The sequence below is a fragment of the Dysgonomonas sp. UBA7630 genome (genome assembly GCF_002483985.1).
In the GTDB taxonomy this organism is placed as follows: Bacteria; Bacteroidota; Bacteroidia; order Bacteroidales; family Dysgonomonadaceae; genus Dysgonomonas.
Map to the genome: position 1 here is coordinate 96,308 of NZ_DLIY01000001.1, position 17,458 is coordinate 113,765.

16 protein-coding genes are annotated in these 17,458 nt (G+C 36.2%); 13 read left to right on the top strand and 3 right to left on the bottom strand.

The window, feature by feature from the left end; genetic code table 11:
• Positions 1-21 precede the first annotated feature (21 nt).
• The 11 genes from B3P17_RS00390 to B3P17_RS00440 all read left to right on the top strand — a co-directional run bounded on the left by B3P17_RS00390 (position 22) and on the right by B3P17_RS00440 (position 12,218).
• Entirely contained in the window at positions 22-717 is a 696-nt protein-coding gene (locus B3P17_RS00390) for a sugar phosphate nucleotidyltransferase (protein ID WP_252637887.1), read from the top strand.
• A gap of 30 nt (positions 718-747) precedes the next feature.
• Complete coding sequence (locus B3P17_RS00395; protein ID WP_252637886.1) at positions 748-1,617, top strand: hypothetical protein; 870 nt, start codon at positions 748-750, stop codon at positions 1,615-1,617.
• A gap of 66 nt (positions 1,618-1,683) precedes the next feature.
• Complete coding sequence (locus tag B3P17_RS00400) at positions 1,684-2,601, top strand: CDP-alcohol phosphatidyltransferase family protein (RefSeq protein ID WP_252637885.1); 918 nt, start codon at positions 1,684-1,686, stop codon at positions 2,599-2,601.
• Positions 2,602-2,614: 13 nt separating this feature from the next.
• Positions 2,615-3,340, top strand: coding sequence for an HAD family hydrolase (locus B3P17_RS00405; protein WP_252637884.1), 726 nt, complete (start codon positions 2,615-2,617; stop codon positions 3,338-3,340).
• Positions 3,341-3,580: 240 nt separating this feature from the next.
• A complete protein-coding gene (locus B3P17_RS00410) occupies positions 3,581-4,876 on the top strand; it encodes an inositol-3-phosphate synthase (protein ID WP_006841908.1) in 1,296 nt (431 codons plus the stop codon).
• 482 nt (positions 4,877-5,358) lie between these two features.
• On the top strand, positions 5,359-6,075 hold the full coding sequence (gene dapB, locus B3P17_RS00415; RefSeq protein WP_252637883.1) for a 4-hydroxy-tetrahydrodipicolinate reductase: 717 nt from the start codon (positions 5,359-5,361) through the stop codon (positions 6,073-6,075).
• 8 nt (positions 6,076-6,083) lie between these two features.
• Positions 6,084-7,565 carry a signal peptidase I gene (gene lepB / locus B3P17_RS00420; RefSeq protein ID WP_252637882.1) on the top strand — a complete coding sequence of 494 codons (1,482 nt, stop codon included), beginning with the start codon at positions 6,084-6,086 and terminating at the stop codon, positions 7,563-7,565.
• A gap of 24 nt (positions 7,566-7,589) precedes the next feature.
• Positions 7,590-8,579, top strand: a complete 990-nt coding sequence (gene lepB / locus B3P17_RS00425) for a signal peptidase I (RefSeq protein WP_252637881.1) — start codon at positions 7,590-7,592, stop codon at positions 8,577-8,579.
• A gap of 7 nt (positions 8,580-8,586) precedes the next feature.
• Positions 8,587-9,222 carry a WbqC family protein gene (locus B3P17_RS00430; RefSeq protein WP_252637880.1) on the top strand — a complete coding sequence of 212 codons (636 nt, stop codon included), beginning with the start codon at positions 8,587-8,589 and terminating at the stop codon, positions 9,220-9,222.
• Positions 9,223-9,303: 81 nt separating this feature from the next.
• The gene (locus B3P17_RS00435) at positions 9,304-11,370 is read left to right on the top strand and encodes an Ig-like domain-containing domain (RefSeq protein ID WP_252637879.1); all 2,067 of its coding nucleotides are present in this window, start codon (positions 9,304-9,306) and stop codon (positions 11,368-11,370) included.
• Positions 11,371-11,402: 32 nt separating this feature from the next.
• Complete coding sequence (locus tag B3P17_RS00440) at positions 11,403-12,218, top strand: DUF3108 domain-containing protein (protein ID WP_006841914.1); 816 nt, start codon at positions 11,403-11,405, stop codon at positions 12,216-12,218.
• An 84-nt stretch (positions 12,219-12,302) separates the two neighbouring features.
• Here B3P17_RS00440 and B3P17_RS00445 read toward each other — a convergent pair whose 3' ends face one another.
• Genes B3P17_RS00445 through B3P17_RS00455 form a run of 3 tightly spaced genes read right to left on the bottom strand, consistent with a single transcriptional unit; the run spans position 12,303 to position 14,983 of the window.
• On the bottom strand, positions 12,303-13,457 hold the full coding sequence (locus B3P17_RS00445) for an endonuclease/exonuclease/phosphatase family protein (RefSeq protein ID WP_252637878.1): 1,155 nt from the start codon (positions 13,455-13,457) through the stop codon (positions 12,303-12,305).
• The gene (locus B3P17_RS00450; protein ID WP_252637877.1) at positions 13,441-14,325 is read right to left on the bottom strand and encodes a rhomboid family intramembrane serine protease; all 885 of its coding nucleotides are present in this window, start codon (positions 14,323-14,325) and stop codon (positions 13,441-13,443) included. Before B3P17_RS00450 ends, B3P17_RS00445 begins: the two co-directional genes overlap by 17 nt.
• Complete coding sequence (locus tag B3P17_RS00455) at positions 14,300-14,983, bottom strand: rhomboid family intramembrane serine protease (protein WP_291102505.1); 684 nt, start codon at positions 14,981-14,983, stop codon at positions 14,300-14,302. Before B3P17_RS00455 ends, B3P17_RS00450 begins: the two co-directional genes overlap by 26 nt.
• 253 nt (positions 14,984-15,236) lie before the next feature.
• Here B3P17_RS00455 and B3P17_RS00460 point away from each other — a divergent pair, with 253 nt between their 5' ends.
• Positions 15,237-15,503: an HU family DNA-binding protein gene (locus B3P17_RS00460; protein WP_006841918.1), complete on the top strand. Its 267-nt coding sequence runs from the start codon at positions 15,237-15,239 to the stop codon at positions 15,501-15,503.
• A 126-nt stretch (positions 15,504-15,629) separates the two neighbouring features.
• The gene (gene argS / locus B3P17_RS00465; RefSeq protein WP_252637876.1) at positions 15,630-17,423 is read left to right on the top strand and encodes an arginine--tRNA ligase; all 1,794 of its coding nucleotides are present in this window, start codon (positions 15,630-15,632) and stop codon (positions 17,421-17,423) included.
• Positions 17,424-17,458: the final 35 nt, after the last annotated feature.

Genomic DNA, 17,458 nt, shown 5'->3' on the forward strand with positions numbered 1-17,458 from the left:
GTTAAAATTTAGTTAATAAAAATGAATTACGCTATAATTGCTGCGGGAGAAGGTTCTAGACTTGTCCAGGAAGGTGTTACTTTGCCAAAACCATTAGTAAAGCTAAATGGGGTGGAAATGATTCGTCGGCTGATTGATATATTTCTCAAAAATAATGCTTCTTCAATAAGTATTATTGTGAATGAAGAAATGACTCAAGTACAAGACTATCTGACTAATCTCGAATTGGGTATTCCTTTTAATGTTGTGATTAAGTCTACACCCAGCTCAATGCATAGCTTTTTTGAGTTAAGAGATTTTCTTCGAGACGGAAAATTCTGCTTAACGACAGTAGACACGATTTTTAAAGAAGACGAGTTTTCTAAATATATTCAAACATTCATAAATGATTCGGATAGTGATGGTATGATGGCTGTGACAGACTTCATAGATGACGAAAAACCGCTTTATGTGGATGTAAATGACCGTATGGCAATAAAGGGCTTTCTCGATCATTCTGATAATTGTAAATACATCTCCGGAGGTATTTACGGTTTGACACCCAAGGCGATTGATACGCTTGAAGCCTGTTTAGACTCCGGACAAGCTCGTATGCGCAACTTTCAGAGACAATTAGTCGCCGACAATTTACAATTAAAAGCATATCCTTTTGAAAAAATAGTAGATGTGGATCATGCAGGCGATATTGTTAAAGCAGAGAAATTCTTAAACAATTAATATAAAAGAGATAGGGACATTATAAATACTATGTCAAAGATAAAAGTAGCAGGAATCAAAAGGAAAACAAAATTCTCTCCCAATCATATAGGCAATGATGGCATGATATTCAGTGAGACAGCCGAATGTTTAAGAAATATGGGATATGATGTAAGAGAATATACAGAAGATGAATTTATTTTAAGTGAAGAGAATGAGCGGTATATCTTCAATATGGCTCGTGACAAAACAACCATCCGTAAACTAAAGAAAAGAGAAGAGGATGGAGCTGTTATAATAAATCCGGGAACCGGTATTGAAAACTGCACACGTGAGGCAATGACTCGCTTGTTGTTGGAAAACGATATACCATATCCTACAAGCCTTATAGTGGATGTAACGGATGATCCGACCCAAGAATTGAAGAAAATGACGGCGGATGCATATTGGATCAAACGAGGTGATTCGCATGCCATTCATAGAGAAGATGTAACCTATGCACGTAATATACCCGAAGTGAAATCAATATTAAAAGAGTTCGCTTTGCGTGATATTCCAAATGCTGTGATCAACGAACATCTTGTCGGAGACCTTGTTAAGTTTTATGGGGTGGCAGATACTGATTTCTTCTATTGGTTTTATCCTTACGATTTAAGCCATAGTAAATTCGGACTTGAAGCAATAAATGGTGAAGCGCATGAGTTTCCGTTTGATGTAGAGGCTTTGAAGAAAGCATGTGATAAGGCCGGTGAGATATTAGATGTTAAAGTATATGGGGGAGACTGCGTTGTAGACGAAGATGGCTCTTTTAAAATAATTGACTTTAATGATTGGCCGAGCTTTGCTCCTTGTAGGAGTGATGCAGCACCAAAGATTGCAGAATGTGTGCATAAGCAGATTCAAAGAGATTTGCAAGGATAATAATAATAAGCTTATATTTGCATTATACGGAAAGTAGTTTGTAATAAAAGTAGTATCAATAAATTAATGGATAATAAACAACCGACACTTGAATCTACTCTAAAATCAACGGATACAGAAGAGTTTATAGATATTTATTTCTATCGTCCGATCGGTTATCGTTGGGCTCTATTGTTTCAGAAATTAGGTGTTACTCCTAATGCTGTCACCATAGCAAGTATTTTCTTGGGAATAGGGGCAGGGATATGTTTTTATTTTGACAATATATGGATATCTCTATTAGGGATATTTTTACTTGTATGGGCAAACTCTTATGATAGTGCAGATGGGCAGTTGGCTCGCATGACAAAGCAGTTTTCTGCTTTAGGACGTGTTTTGGACGGTTTTGCCGGCAATCTGTGGTTTGCTTCCATTTATGTAGGTATTTGCTTACGCCTTTATCCCGAGTGGGGCGGATGGATATGGGTTTTAGCTTGTGTTACAGGTTATTTTCATTCCAAACAAGCGGAGATGGCCGATTACTATCGCAATGTACATCTATTGTTCCTTAAAGGGAAATCAGGGAGTGAATTAGACAATTCGGCTGAGCTTACTGCCAAATTTAAAGAGCTAACTTGGAGTAAAAACTTCGGAGCAAAAATTGTATTGTTTTTCTATCGCAACTATACTACCGATCAGGAAAATCGATCTCCAAGACTTCAGGTTTTATTTCGATTACTCAGAGAAAGATTTGGAGATGTTGCTCCTGAAAGTTTTCGCAACGACTTCAGAGAGAAAAGCCTCCCCTTAATGAAATATACCAATATACTCTCTTTCAATACACGATCTATCGCATTGTTTGTGTCTGTATTGTTGGGGTGGCCTTGGTTGTATTTTGTATTTGAATTAACTGTATTGAATATACTGCTTGTATACATGGTAACAAGGCATGAGAAGATAAGCAAAGGCTTTGTTATGGATATAAAGAGTGGAAAATACAATTAAAATAAGTTTTAGCATGTTTGATTTGTCAAAAGTAAAAGGGATTATCTTCGATTACGGAGGTACTATAGATAGCAATGGTAAGCATTGGGCTGAAGTTTTATGGGAATCATATTTGGATAATGAGGTTCCTGTAACCAAAGAACAGTTCCGTGAGGCGTTTGTATATGTAGAACGTTATCTGGCTGCTAACCTTGTTATATTACCCGAAGATAACTTTCATGTTTTACTGAAAAAGAAAGTAACTCTTCAAATAGAATATCTTTTGGAGAAGGGCTTCTTGAAGGAAAATGATAAGACAAAGTTATATAGCCTTGCAATTTCAGATCAATGTTATAACTTTGTAAAAGATTTAATTAGAAAGGAAGTTGATATCCTTACAGCACTCAAAGACCGTTATCCAATGGTTTTGGTATCTAATTTCTATGGAAATGTACAGTCTGTATTAGGCGATTTTGACTTACTTAAATATTTTGATGATATTATAGAATCGGCTGTTGTCGGTATAAGAAAACCCGATCCTGCCATATTTGGATTAGGCGTTGAGAAGCTTGGTCTTCCGGGCTCTTCCATTGTAGTTATTGGAGATTCTTATACGAAAGACATTGTTCCTGCTACAAAAAATGGATGCCAAACTATTTGGCTCAAAGGCTTGGGCTGGGGTGACGATGACGAAAATGCTACGGCTGATATAATTATAACGGATTTCATGGAGTTGAAATCTATCTTTCAATTAGATTGAAAGGCAATACTTGAATACATTGATAATACTATAGAGTCAGTCTGACTATCTGCTTTAGTAATGGATACCGTTTGTATGGTAGAAAAGCCCGGGTTGGGAGAATAAAGTAAAACAGATCTTCACTGAAACTATACTATTATATAGGATTTTATGAATTCGGGAGATAATATCCTGATGAAGTAAAGTCTCCGGTTTAAAGGATTACTGCGGGTTGCAGTGTATTTTAAAAATTAATTAAAAATGGAAAAAGTACAAGTGAAAGAAGCCAAGGGTAAACTTGGTATTCTAACAATTGGTGTTGGAGCTGTTGCTACAACATTCATGGCAGGAACGTTATTAACACGTAAAGGGCAAGGTGTTCCTGTAGGTTCAATTACACAGTTAGCTACAATGCGTCTGGGAAAAAGGGAAGAAAATCGCTTTCCGAAGATTAAAGACGCTGTACCTTTGGCAGATCTTAACGATGTTGTTTTCGGTGGATGGGATATCTTCGAAGAAAATGCATACGAAGCTGCAGTACACGCAGATGTGTTGACAAAAGACGACCTGAACAAGGTGAAAGACGAATTGGAAGCAATCAAACCAATGAAAGCTGTGTTCGATCAAGATTTTGTTAAACGTCTACACGGTACATGGGTAAAATCAGCTCCTACTAAATGGGAATTAGCTGAACAAGTAAAACAAGACATCCAAGATTTTAAGACAAAAAATAATTGCGATCGTATCGTAGTTATCTGGTGCGGAAGTACTGAAGTTTTCACTCCGCTTGGTGAAGTTCATAAAACATTAGCAGCATTCGAAAAAGGACTTAAGGAAAATCATAAAGATTTAGCTCCTTCAAACGTATATGCTTATGCTGTAGTGTCAATGGGTATTCCATATATCAATGGAGCACCAAACCTTACAGTAGACATTCCTGCAATGTGGGAACTAGCAGCTAAAACTCAGACTCCTATCTGTGGTAAAGACTTCAAAACTGGTCAGACTATGTTGAAGACAGTATTGTCTCCAATGTTCAAAACTCGTATGTTGGGTCTTAATGGATGGTTCTCAACCAATATTCTTGGAAACCGTGACGGAGAAGTACTGGATGATCCGGGTTCATTCAAAACGAAAGAAGAGTCGAAACTTTCAGTTATAGACAATATTCTTCAACCAGAACTGTATCCTGAACTTTATGGAAATGTTTATCATAAAGTACGTATCAATTATTATCCTCCTCGCAATGATGACAAAGAAGGATGGGATAATATTGACCTATTCGGATGGTTGGGTTACAAAATGCAAATGAAAGTGGACTTCCTTTGTAAAGACTCTATTCTTGCTGCTCCTCTATGTCTTGACCTTGTATTGTTCTCCGATTTGGCGAAACGTGCAGGTCTGAGCGGAATACAAGACTGGTTGTCTTTCTACTTCAAGAGCCCAATGCATGAACCAAGTAAGATAGCAGAGCACGATTTGTTTATCCAATATGTGAAGTTGAAAAATACACTTCGTAAAATGATTGGGGAAGAAACTGTAGATTTTATTGATTAAATAATAATCTTATAATACTGAAAGACTGTCTAGATTATCTAGGCAGTCTTTTTTTTGTTGGCATACTTTCCCAAGATAGTTTGGTACATACATTTGTGATTTTGTGAATAAGCCAAATTTTTATTTAAGACTCAACTTAATTGTTATCAAAAATAAGAAGAGGATAACCTTAGAAAAAAGTTATCCTCTTTTTGGAAAATATATAAATGTAAAGTTCAATATTGCCTGCTCCTAGTATGTTGAAGCAGATAAAGTTTCTATATTTATTAGGATATTATTTTTTTGATTATGTTTATTGTTTTCGCCTTGAAATTTAGTTAAATGAAAATAATAGATAATTTATGTTTATATTTCTTATTAACTGTAATTTCCTTAGCATAAAATAGACTAATAGTCAGGGATAAATTAGAAATCCAATCTCAAAGAAATAAGTTTTTATGTATATTTGTAGGCTTTAGTTACTCATTAAATTAACTCTCGGAATGAATATAGCACTTATAGGATATGGTAAGATGGGGCATGAGATAGAAAAGATAGCCCTGCAAAGAGGTCACAATATTGTATCAATCATTGATATGAACAATCTGGAGGAGTTTAATTCTCCGGCATTCAAAAGTGCTGATGTTGCAATCGAGTTTTCTACACCTGATAGCGCCATACAAAATTATCGTAAATGTTTTGAAGTTGGTGTTGCTGTTGTTGCAGGAACAACAGGGTGGTTAGAACATTTGGACGAAGTAAAGAGAGCTTGTGCTGAACAGGGAAAAACTTTCTTTTATGCTTCTAATTATAGTCTTGGTGTTAATATCTTTTTTGCCCTGAATAAATATTTGGCAAAGATTATGAATAACTATCCAAGCTATGAAGTAAAGATGGAAGAAGTACATCATATTCATAAATTGGATGCGCCGAGTGGAACGGCTATCACGCTGGCTGAAGATCTTATAAAGGAGGTTGACCGCAAAGAACGTTGGAGCCTGGAAGTAGAAGAAAAACAAACAGACTTGCCTATACATTGTATTCGTGAAGGAGAAGTTCCCGGAATACATGAAATAATATATGAGTCTGAAGCAGATATTATAACTATAAAGCACGATGCTAAAAGCCGTGTGGGTTTTGCTCTTGGTGCAGTGTTGGCTGCCGAATTTACCAATGGTAAAAAAGGATTCCTTGGAATGGGTGATATGCTCAAATTTTAAAATAAGATATGGAAAAGAAGTCTTCGAATCAGCAAAATAAAAGAGAACGCCGCAAACCGGGGATGAAGCAATGGATATATGCCATTCTAGCAAGTGTTTGCTGTATTGCGTTTGTTATCTGGACCGGGTATTGGGCTGTATTGATCCTGATCCCTGTTTTTATCGATATATACATCACTAAATTTGTTCCTTGGGGTAGATGGAAACAATCTAACAACCGTCAAGTGAAGAGTATCCTCGATTGGGTCGATGCTATCCTTTTTGCACTGGTAGGAGTGTATTTTATAAATACTTTCTTTTTCCAAAACTATCAGATTCCATCTTCATCCTTAGAGAAATCTCTTTTAGTCGGTGATTTCCTATGTGTTAGCAAACTGAGCTATGGAGCGCGTTCTCCAATGACTCCGTTTTCGTTACCGTTGATGCAGCATACTTTTCCTTTCTTTGGATTTAAGTCATATCTTGAAAAACCACAGCTAGAATACAAACGATTCAAAGGAACAGGGCATATCGAGCGTAATGATATAGTTGTTTTCAACTATCCATCGGGAGATACTGTGGCTTCAAAATTTCAGGAAGTAGATTACTATGTTTTGTGCAAAGAAGCCGGAAGAAGCCAAGTTTGGACAAATAAGAATACATACGGCGACATACTTTATCGCCCTGTAGACAGACGAGAAAATTATGTAAAGCGCTGTATCGGATTGCCAGGCGAAACAATCTCTATCGTGGGTGATACTGTTTATATCAATGGTAAACCAATAGAAAGTCCTGAAAAAATGCAGTTGTTATATTGTGTGCAAACCAATGGGACAGATATATCTTCGGCTGCTTTCGATGATTTGGGATTAAGCCAGGAAGACAAAAAGAGAATAGGAATGTATCAGGATTTGGGCGAAGTGGATAGCCTTTCGTATGTGAGGGCAATTTTTCCTAAGGCTAAAAATGGAAATCCAGGACTCTTATATACTGGTGTAAATATGACTAAAGAAATGGTGGAGGAAATGAAACAAAAGCCATTTGTAGAAAAAGTAATTCCTCTAAATCAGTTTTATAAGTTGGCTAATAGAATGGGGCAAAAGTTTGTACAGCCTACTATTTATCCCATCACTTATGACATGCAAACACAACCTGGAGATTTGCATCCTCTATGGATACCTAAAAAAGGTGAAACAATTAAGTTTGATACTGATGTAGATCGTAAGGTAGCAACATATATACGTTGTATAAAGAATTATGAACTAAACGATTTTGACTATCGTGATGGAAAAGTTTACATTAATGGGCAGCAGGCTGATTCTTATACATTCAAATTGGATTATTACTTTATGATGGGAGACAACAGAGATAATTCGGCCGATTCGCGTGTTTGGGGATTTGTTCCTGAAGATCATGTTGTAGGTAAACCTTTGTTTATATGGCTCTCTTTGGATAAAGATAAGAACGGAATACGCTGGAACAGACTTTTCACATCCGGCAATAAAAAATAATAAGCTAAAATTGGGGATTGAAAAATGTCTTCAAAAAAGAAAAATATCTATACATATTTGGGCAAAGTGATTCTGATTACTTTGCTCATTGTGTTATTTATACGAACTTTTTTTGTAGAGTCATATACTATATCCTCATCTCAGATGCAAACATCTCTTCAGAAAGGTGATCAGGTACTTATTGATAAAACATCATACGGTGTTCGTTTGCCTATTACGATATTAACTGTTCCGTTTACTTTTGATAAAATATTTGGAGTTCGCTCATATCTCACATCTATAGAAGCTCCTTACAAAAGAATACTCGAGAAAAAGATTGAAAGAAACGATATTGTCTTGTTCAACAATCCGATGGATATTGGTAAGCCATTGGATAAGAAGGATCTCATCGTCAGCCGTTGTATTGCAATGCCCGGTGATACCGTTTCAGTAGAAAAAGGACTTCTATCCCTTAATCGTATAAATCATATTGCTTCTCCCGACCTTATGAATGAATATTCTATGCATATTCTCTCTTTAAAGGATATACAGGCTATAATGGAAGAGCATAATATTCCTATTCGTAGCTTGAAGCATAGAGCAGATACAATAAGTATTCTCCTGAATAAATTAGAGGCTTTTATTATTAATGAAAATATAGAAGACTCCACTGTATCTATATGTTGTAAGACCGATACAACTCAAAATTATCATTTGATAGTACCGTCGAAGGGTAAACTTATAAGTGTTAATAGTCTGAATATTAACATGTATAAGCAGCTAATACTGCAAGAACAGGAAGGTAATGCCCATGTTATTAATGATAAGTTATACATCGGGGGAAAAGAGCAGACAACTTATACGTTTCAAGACGATTACTATTGGATGTTGTCAGACAATACGAATGATGCATTAGATTCTCGTATGTTGGGCTTTATCCCTTTTAAGAATATAATAGGCAAAGTTCGTTTTATCTGGTATAGCTCTCATGATGGAAACATAAGAAAAGAACGTTGTTTTACTTCTGTAAATTGATTCTGTAATGAATATATATCTTTCATCGGCCTATTTGGCACCTATTCAGTATTATGCAAAATTTGTGCAGGGAGACCATATATTTATTGAGCAGAATGAGAATTACACAAAACAGTCGTATCGCAATCGCAGTATGATTGTTTCGGCTAATGAACCTATTCCTTTATCTATCCCTGTCGTTCATTCATCTTCCGAAAAAATATTGACGAAGGATATTCGTATTGCTGATCATGGCAATTGGCAGCATATGCATTGGAATGCGATTGTTTCGGCTTACAACTCAACTCCTTTTTTTGAATACTATCAGGATGATTTTCATCCGTTTTATCATAAGAAATATTCTTTTTTATTCGATTTTAATGAAGAACTGCGAATTCTTATTCTGGGTTTGCTCAATATGGAATTGCCTGTGATAGAATACACATCCGAATATAAGACGGCATTTGAAGATCATGAGCTCGATATGCGGGATGTGATTCACCCGAAGAAAGATTTGTCGCTAGATCCTTCCTTTGTGTCAATTCCTTATTATCAGGTTTTTGAACAAAAACTAGGGTTTGTGGAAAATATGAGTATTGTGGATTTGCTTTTTAATATGGGAAATGAAAGTCAATTGATTTTAAACAACTCTTTCCACAGATAAGCGTTCTGTTAAAGTATTTTATAACCCTATTTACCTATTTATCTATAAAACATCGTATTTTTGCGTTAAATTAAATAAAACATGGTACAGTCCATAAAGAAATATATCTCATTATCACTTGTTTTAGTAGTCACTATTTTGATCGCTGTAGCCTGTGCAAATATGGCTACGCCAACAGGAGGACCGGTTGATCTCGACCCTCCGAAGGTGGTACGTAGTTCGCCGGGTTTTAATGCAACTCGTGTGGCGAAAGGAAAAATAACGATAGATTTTGATGAGAATGTAACAATAAAGAATCCTTCGGAGAATGTGATTATCACCCCTCCGCAAAAAGCTTTTCCAATTATACACTCCGTAAACAGGCGGGTAACAGTAGAATTGCGAGATACTCTTATGCCGAATACTACTTACACAGTAGATTTTACGGATGCCATTGTAGATAATAATGAGGAGAATCCTTTAGAAAATTTTTCATATTCCTTTTCTACAGGAGATGTTGTTGACTCTTTGGCTATTTCCGGTAAGGTGATAACCGCAGATAACCTTGAGCCGGTGAAAGGAATTTTTGTCGGATTGCATGCCAATCTGGAAGATTCTGCTTTTACCAAACTGAAATTTGATCGTATCGGGCGTACCAATAGTGCCGGGGTATTTTCTATTAAGGGTGTAGCACCGGGGAAATATAAGATATACGCTTTGGCTGATGCCAACAGAGATTATATGTATGATAATCCTGCTGAGGCGATAGCTTTTATGGAAACTATAATCGAACCTACATCAGAAAGGGCTCTAAGGACTGATACCATATTTATAGAGCATGATCATGATCACGATCATGAAGCTGAAACTGCAAAGAATCAAAAACAAACACCCAAGAAAGAGATTGATACGATTAAAACAGTAGAATATACACGCTTCTTACCCGATAATATCGTTTTGAGATCTTTTAAATCGGGTTTTCAACGACAATATCTGCAAAAACATGAGCGTACACCAAATCAGCTTTCGCTGTTCTTTGGTGCACCAACAACAATGCCGGAAGTAGAGCCTCTCAATTTTAACAAAGAGAATTGGGCTATATTAGAAAAAACACCAAAGAATGATACCCTGATCTATTGGATGAAAGATAAAGCTCTGATGGCTCATGATACTCTTATGCTGCGTGTATCTTATATGAAGACAGACTCTTTAAACCAGTTAATCCCAACAACGGATACATTGAAGTTTATAGACCGTACTCGAAAGAAAGATAAAGATAAAGAAGAAAAAGAAAAGGAGAAAGAGAAGAAAAAGCTTAAAGAGGGAGAAGAGCTCCCAATTACCTTCTTAACGATTAATAATAATTTGAATTCTTCGTGGGATACCTATAAAAATATTCAGTTAGAATTTAATGAGCCTATTACGACAGATTCTCTGATAAGTAAAATCGTACTTCGCCAGAAGAAAGATAGTATATATAGCGACATTCCTGTTCAACTTGTTGTAGATTCTGTGAATCCACGAAAATATTCTATCAAAAATCGATGGACGTATGGCTCAGAATATCAGATGAGGATAGATTCGGCTTCAATTTATAGTATCTACGGATTATGGAATAATAAGCTGGAACAGAACTTTAAAGTGAAGAATGAAGATCAGTACGGACAATTGGCTATATGGGTGGAAGGCGTAGATAGTATTCCTTCTTTTATGGAAATTTTAGATAAGTCGGATAAACCAATTCGTAAATCCAGAGTCATAGATAATGTTGCGGTTTTTAAAGACGTTGATCCCGGAACATATTATGCTCGTATTGTCCTCGATAGGAATAATAATGGAGTTTGGGATACGGGAGATTATGATATGAAACTTCAACCCGAACTGGTTTACTATCTGGGCAAAGCAATCGAAGTAAAGGCTAACTTTGAGATTGAAGAGAATAACCCCGCTTGGAGGATTAATCCGAATAGCATGGATAGTCAGAAACCGTTGGATATAACGAAACAGAAACCCGAGGATAAAGAAGCGCGAAAGAAAAAACTAGAGGAAAAAGACGCTAAAAATCAACGGACTAGAAACCAAAATAATACTACTACCCAGCAGGGGAATACGACAGGTAGGAATAGAAATAGTTCTAATAATAGCTACAACAATACGAATAGCTTTTAATTAAAAACTTGGCAAACTATAAAATAAAAGTTATGGTGAAAAAAATTACAGGAATCATAATTATGCTTTCAGCTTTATTCGGCTTGAATGCAAATGCTCAATGTAAATTAAATAATACATTTTTTCAGGCAGGAGAGGATTTGTCTTATGATCTTTATTTCAAATACGGAATCATTTATACAAAAGCCGGTACTTCCTCGCTGAAAACCATTTCGGAAAAGTATAATGGCACTGACGCTTACAAAATGACATTGATGGCTCAGTCTACGGGAACTGTCCGTAAAGTATTTGCGTTAAACGATACTTTGTCGTGCTATACAACCAAAGACCTTGTGCCGTTGGCATATATCAAGGATGCATTTGAGGGAAAGGACTATACAAAAGAAGAGGTGCGCTATACGTATACCGGAAACAATGTTATTATAAGAGCAAAGCGCCACAAAAATGGATCTTTCCGTTTTGATGAGACCTTGACATCTTCTTCGTGTATATATGATATGATGAGTGTGGTTTTTTATGCTCGAACTTTAGATTTTTCTTCGATGAGAAAAGGACAAACAACAAAAACAGACTTTATCTCGGGAAAGAAAAAAGTAAATATGATTATAGAATACGATGGTATAGAAACCGTTGAAGCCAATGATAAAAATAAATACAGCTGCATAAAACTTGTATTGAGTATCATGGATGATGCCTTCAGCGATAAAAAAGAAGCCATGAAGGTATATATTACAAATGATAATAACCGCATGCCTGTACGCCTTGACTCGAAGCTGAATATCGGTTCTACAAGAGCAATTCTAAAGAGTTATAAGGGAAATAAACATCCGGTATCGACAGTAAGATAGATATATGATTTCTATAAAATACAAGGGGTTGGTTCTTACGGATCAACCTTTTTTTATGCTCTGTTTTGCAATAGAATAAGATGATTATTGCTCTTTAAATGCTAGATAAGTCCAAACCGGATAATGATCGGAATATTTAATTTTGTCAACCGTACAGTTGTATGACTGAAAAGCCATAGAGTGCATGATGAAATCTATTCGGAACCAGAATTTGTTTTCATGATAGGTGATGCCTTGTCCAAAACCAGTGTTCGCATAAGAGTCTACAAGGTTATCTCCTTTGATTGTATAATAAGCGTAAGAGATAGGTGAGTCGTTAAAATCTCCGCATACAATAGTAGCATCTGTTTCCTGTTTGTCTATGATCGAGCGTATTATTTTAGCTTGTGCTTCTCTTATCTTATAAGCTGCACCTAACCGGGTTTGTACATTCATAGCTACCTCTCCGATCATCTCTCTATCTCTCGTTTTGAAGAATTCTTTGTATAGTTTCTTGTCTTCAGATGTTATTCGGTTCGACTCCAAATGATTATTTACAAGTGTTACCTTTCTCTTATTGATCTTTAATTCATACATAGCAGATCCATTGTATGAACTTTCTAACGGGAGACGCTCAGCCTTCTCTATCGGGAATTTAGAAAAACAGGCTAATCCATATATAAGGTTTCCTCGCGATGATCCCAGCTTTATGATTCTGCTATAAGGATAATCTTTCAACTTTTGTTTTATTTCCGCCTCCGATATTATACTCTTCTTGTTCTTGCCGTTGGCGGGTGATACAGCAAATTCCTGCAAACAAATTATGTCTGCATTGCAGTTGACCAAGTATTCCAATATAGGATTGTTTCTTGCAGCTTCACCTTTCGACCAATTGAAAGCACGCACATTGTATGTGAGTACTTTTATATGCTTCTGAGGGATATCTTTTTCTTTTGTTTTAAAGTGAATTGGATAGCATGTTAATATAGGTTGCCAGAATGCACATATTGCAATCAGTTGAACCAGTGCATATTTCCATCGGAAGGTAATAACCCAAAGTATCAGATACAGGATGTTTATAAATAGGATAATAGGAAAGCCGAGCCCCAGATAAGCGATAAATGTAACTCGAGATGGAACTACATACCATGCAAGAGTTGACAAGATGAGTATGATAATAGCGATTAGGTTGGTAGCGAATACAGTATATTTGATAAATCGACCAACTCTAATCTTGGATAATTTATTTTTTACTCGCATCAAATAGCTGTTTTTTTTCGTCTGAGCTAAGGCTGCTATAACCCGAAGCTTTTATTTTGTCCAGAATACGATCTATCTCCTCTGTTTCTTTATGGCGACGTTGATTATATTGCTGGTCGGTTTCAGGTCTTTTGTATTTAACCTTCATCTTCTTTTTATAGCTTGGTTTGGTTAGGTTAGCAACAGAGTCGATTATTTTGTTTATCCATCGGGTTATGTCTTTCCCTTTCAGGTATTGTTTAGCAAATAGATAACCCATCAGGGCTCCTCCTATATGAGCGATATGTCCTCCGGGATTTGTATTGCTGTCTAGCGATATAAAATCAATAACGAAAAGGAAAAGTGCGATATAGATAATCTTTACACGGAACACCATGAAAAGGCTTACTTCGGCATTAGGCCTGTAGAAGGCAGAAGCAAAGATAATAGCCATGACTGAAGCCGATGCTCCTATCATTGGGGGATGATTCATTTCCAAATAATATGGTATCGTGTTGAATGATATGATATACAATATAGCACCTGCCAAACCTCCCAGCAAATACAGGCTTCCCAGATTTTTAGGATTGAAATAACTCAGGAATATCTGCCCAAACCAGAAGAGCATAAGCATATTGAACAGTATATGGAAGAAGTCGAGATGGACAATCATATAGGTCAATAATGTCCACGGACGTTTTATCAGTAGAGAGAGGTCTGATGTTACCGCAATGTAAGGTATTAAGTTAAATGTTTCGATCTTAAATAACTTACCTATAATACCGATAACAGAAAGAATCAAGAATACAGCGATATTAATGATTATAAGCTGTATGAGTATATCTTTCTGCTTAAACCGATATTTAATATTCTCTAAAATTGTGCCCATTTGCTTTTCCTTTCTTACGCCAGTAAAGTATTATGAAAAATCCGGTGATCAATCCCCCTAAATGCGCAAAGTGTGCGACATTATCTCCTGCACTATTTGCAATTCCTAAAAAGAGCTCAATTACTCCGTATCCTATAACAAACCATTTTGCTTTTATCGGTACAGGGAAGAAAAGCATCATTAGCTCAACATTAGGGAATAACATACCAAAAGCAACCAATATTCCGAATACTGCACCGGAAGCTCCTAATGTTGGGGGCAGTATGTTGTAGAAATCTTGTTTGTTAATTATTTGTTCTCCTATATTTACATTTATTATTGCTGAGTTAAATACAATTTCTCTGTATTCTATTGCATATACTAACTCTTGTGCTACTGCTGCTCCTATTCCAGTTAATAAATAGTATACAAGGAATCTCTTCGGCCCCCATACCATTTCAAGTGTTCTACCGAACATATAAACAGCAAACATATTAAAAAATAAATGGGCGGNNGACATGTAAGTGATTATTTGATGAGGCATAAAAAGATCTGACTCAAAAAAGTGTAGCGCCAGGTATTTATCTATTTCTATAACCCTACCTAATAAAAACTGAGCTAGCCATACTAGTATATTAATGATGAGAAGGTTTCGGGTAACTACCGGAATCGAACTCATGAATCCCGAGCTATTTTGATTCATCTTGATATCTTGTTTTTTCGTTTCAAAAGCCCAAAATTACAGATATTTTTTGTTTTTCTTGAGGAAAATCACTTTACGTTTAGATATTTTCTGAATTCTAATGAGTTTTTCCTATTTTTTTTTATGATTATTAAATAAAACACTTATATTTGAGTGCCAGAACTAGAAATGTATTCAAAAAACAATTCGGTTATATAATGTTTAATTAAATCATTTACATTCAATTATTATGAACAAGACAGAACTTATCAATGCAATTGCTGAAAAATCAGGATTGAGCAAAGTTGATTCTAAAAAAGCTCTTGAAGCCTTTATTGAATCAGTAACAGAAGAAGTGAAAAAAGATGGCAAAGTAGCCCTAGTTGGTTTCGGTACATTCTCTGTAACTCAAAAAGCAGCAAGAAAAGGAATTAACCCTAGAACTAAAGCTGTTATCAATATTCCAGCTAAGAAAACTGTTAAGTTTAAAGCTGGTGCTGATTTAGCTGCACTATAATTGATTAAAAAAAGAAAAAAGAAGTAGGGAATAATCTTTCCTACTTTTTTTTATGCCCTAAAACTACCTTATAGGGTACTTTTTTCTTAGCTTTGCAACCTGAATAAGTAATTTTCAAAATCATATATGAAGCTAGAGATAAGATTACAGGAGGTAATAATTAGTGCTATAGATTCGCTCTATGGACAAGTGGTGACAGCAGGGCAGCTTTCTTTACAAAAAACAAAGAAAGAGTTTGAAGGTCACTATACTTTAGTTGTATTTCCTTTTCTGAAAATGTCGAAGAAAGGACCTGAGCAAACAGCACAGGAGATAGGAGAGTGGCTTAAAGCGAATACATCGGAGGTAAGTAGCTTTAATGTGATCAAAGGATTTCTTAATCTTACCATTGCTACTACTTGCTGGATTGATGTGTTAAATGAAGTTCATACCGTAGAAAATTATGGCATAACAAAGGCTGATGATAATTCTCCTCTGGTAATGGTAGAGTATTCATCTCCAAATACAAACAAACCTCTACATCTGGGACATATACGAAACAACCTGTTGGGGTTTGCTCTGTCCGAAGTGTTAAAAGCAAATGGAAACAGAGTTGTAAAAACAAATATAGTAAATGATCGGGGAATCCATATCTGTAAATCGATGCTCGCTTGGCAGAAATGGGGAAATGGAGAAACTCCTGAATCTAGTGGCAAGAAAGGCGATCACCTCGTTGGTGATTACTATGTAATGTTCGATAAACATTACAAAGCAGAACTTGCAGAATTACAATCTAAAGGTCTGTCTAAAGAAGAGGCCGAGGCTCAGTCTACATTGATGGCCGAGGCTCGCAATATGCTTCGTCTTTGGGAGGCCGGAGACCTTGAAGTAGTTTCGTTGTGGGAAAATATGAATAGTTGGGTTTATGCCGGATTTGACGAAACATATAAGCGTCTGGGCGTAGACTTTGATAAGATATACTACGAATCTCAAACTTATCTAGACGGTAAGGAAACCGTACTTGAAGGTTTGCAAAAGGATATCTTTTATAAGAAAGAGGATGGGTCTGTATGGGCAGATCTTACCGCAGATGGATTAGATCACAAGTTGCTGCTCCGTAGCGATGGTACTTCTGTGTATATGACACAGGATATAGGTACGGCTAAGTTGCGCTTCGATGATTTTCCGATCAATACAATGGTATATGTTGTAGGTAATGAGCAAAATTATCACTTCCAGGTACTGTCTATCCTTTTAGATAAATTAGGCTTTGAGTTTGGAAAAGGCCTTGTGCATTTCTCTTATGGAATGGTGGAATTGCCCGAGGGCAAAATGAAATCGCGTGAAGGTACTGTTGTAGATGCCGACGATCTGGTTGATGAAATGATTGCAACAGCAAAAGAAACATCGCAAGAGCTTGGTAAGCTTGATGGGGTAAGTGAAGAAGAGGCTAATAACATTGCCCGTATGGTGGGTATGGGTGCTCTGAAATACTTTATCTTGAAAGTAGACCCTAAAAAGAATATGACTTTCAATCCAAAGGAATCGATTGATTTTAATGGTAATACAGGTCCGTTTATTCAATATACACATGCACGTATACAATCGATACTGCGTAAGGCTGCAGAACAAGGAATCTCTATTCCGACAACACTCTCTGCTGATATCTCGCTAAGTGTAAAAGAAGAAGGTCTTGTGCAACAAGTTGCCGAATACGCATCAATTGTAAAACAGGCGGGAGATGAATATAATCCGGCTCTGATCGCAAATTATATATATGATTTGGTAAAAGAATACAATCAGTTTTACCACGACTATACTATCCTAAAAGAAGAAAATACAGATTTGAAGAATTTCAGGCTGATACTTTCCGATAACGTAGGGCGTGTAGTGAAAAGTGGAATGTCTCTCTTAGGTATTGAAGTTCCCGACAGAATGTAAAGCTGACAAGATAAAAACAAAACTAAAAAGAGGTT

Excerpts from the sequence above, each read along its gene's own strand:
- B3P17_RS00390 (WP_252637887.1), top strand. The coding sequence starts at position 22 with ATGAATTACGCTATAATTGCTGCGGGAGAAGGTTCTAGACTTGTCCAG.
- B3P17_RS00395 (WP_252637886.1), top strand. The coding sequence starts at position 748 with ATGTCAAAGATAAAAGTAGCAGGAATCAAAAGGAAAACAAAATTCTCT.
- B3P17_RS00400 (WP_252637885.1), top strand. The coding sequence starts at position 1,684 with ATGGATAATAAACAACCGACACTTGAATCTACTCTAAAATCAACGGAT.
- B3P17_RS00405 (WP_252637884.1), top strand. The coding sequence starts at position 2,615 with ATGTTTGATTTGTCAAAAGTAAAAGGGATTATCTTCGATTACGGAGGT.
- B3P17_RS00410 (WP_006841908.1), top strand. The coding sequence starts at position 3,581 with ATGGAAAAAGTACAAGTGAAAGAAGCCAAGGGTAAACTTGGTATTCTA.
- dapB (WP_252637883.1), top strand. The coding sequence starts at position 5,359 with ATGAATATAGCACTTATAGGATATGGTAAGATGGGGCATGAGATAGAA.
- lepB (WP_252637882.1), top strand. The coding sequence starts at position 6,084 with ATGGAAAAGAAGTCTTCGAATCAGCAAAATAAAAGAGAACGCCGCAAA.
- lepB (WP_252637881.1), top strand. The coding sequence starts at position 7,590 with ATGTCTTCAAAAAAGAAAAATATCTATACATATTTGGGCAAAGTGATT.
- B3P17_RS00430 (WP_252637880.1), top strand. The coding sequence starts at position 8,587 with ATGAATATATATCTTTCATCGGCCTATTTGGCACCTATTCAGTATTAT.
- B3P17_RS00435 (WP_252637879.1), top strand. The coding sequence starts at position 9,304 with ATGGTACAGTCCATAAAGAAATATATCTCATTATCACTTGTTTTAGTA.
- B3P17_RS00440 (WP_006841914.1), top strand. The coding sequence starts at position 11,403 with ATGGTGAAAAAAATTACAGGAATCATAATTATGCTTTCAGCTTTATTC.
- B3P17_RS00445 (WP_252637878.1), bottom strand. The coding sequence starts at position 13,457 with ATGCGAGTAAAAAATAAATTATCCAAGATTAGAGTTGGTCGATTTATC.
- B3P17_RS00450 (WP_252637877.1), bottom strand. The coding sequence starts at position 14,325 with ATGGGCACAATTTTAGAGAATATTAAATATCGGTTTAAGCAGAAAGAT.
- B3P17_RS00460 (WP_006841918.1), top strand. The coding sequence starts at position 15,237 with ATGAACAAGACAGAACTTATCAATGCAATTGCTGAAAAATCAGGATTG.
- argS (WP_252637876.1), top strand. The coding sequence starts at position 15,630 with ATGAAGCTAGAGATAAGATTACAGGAGGTAATAATTAGTGCTATAGAT.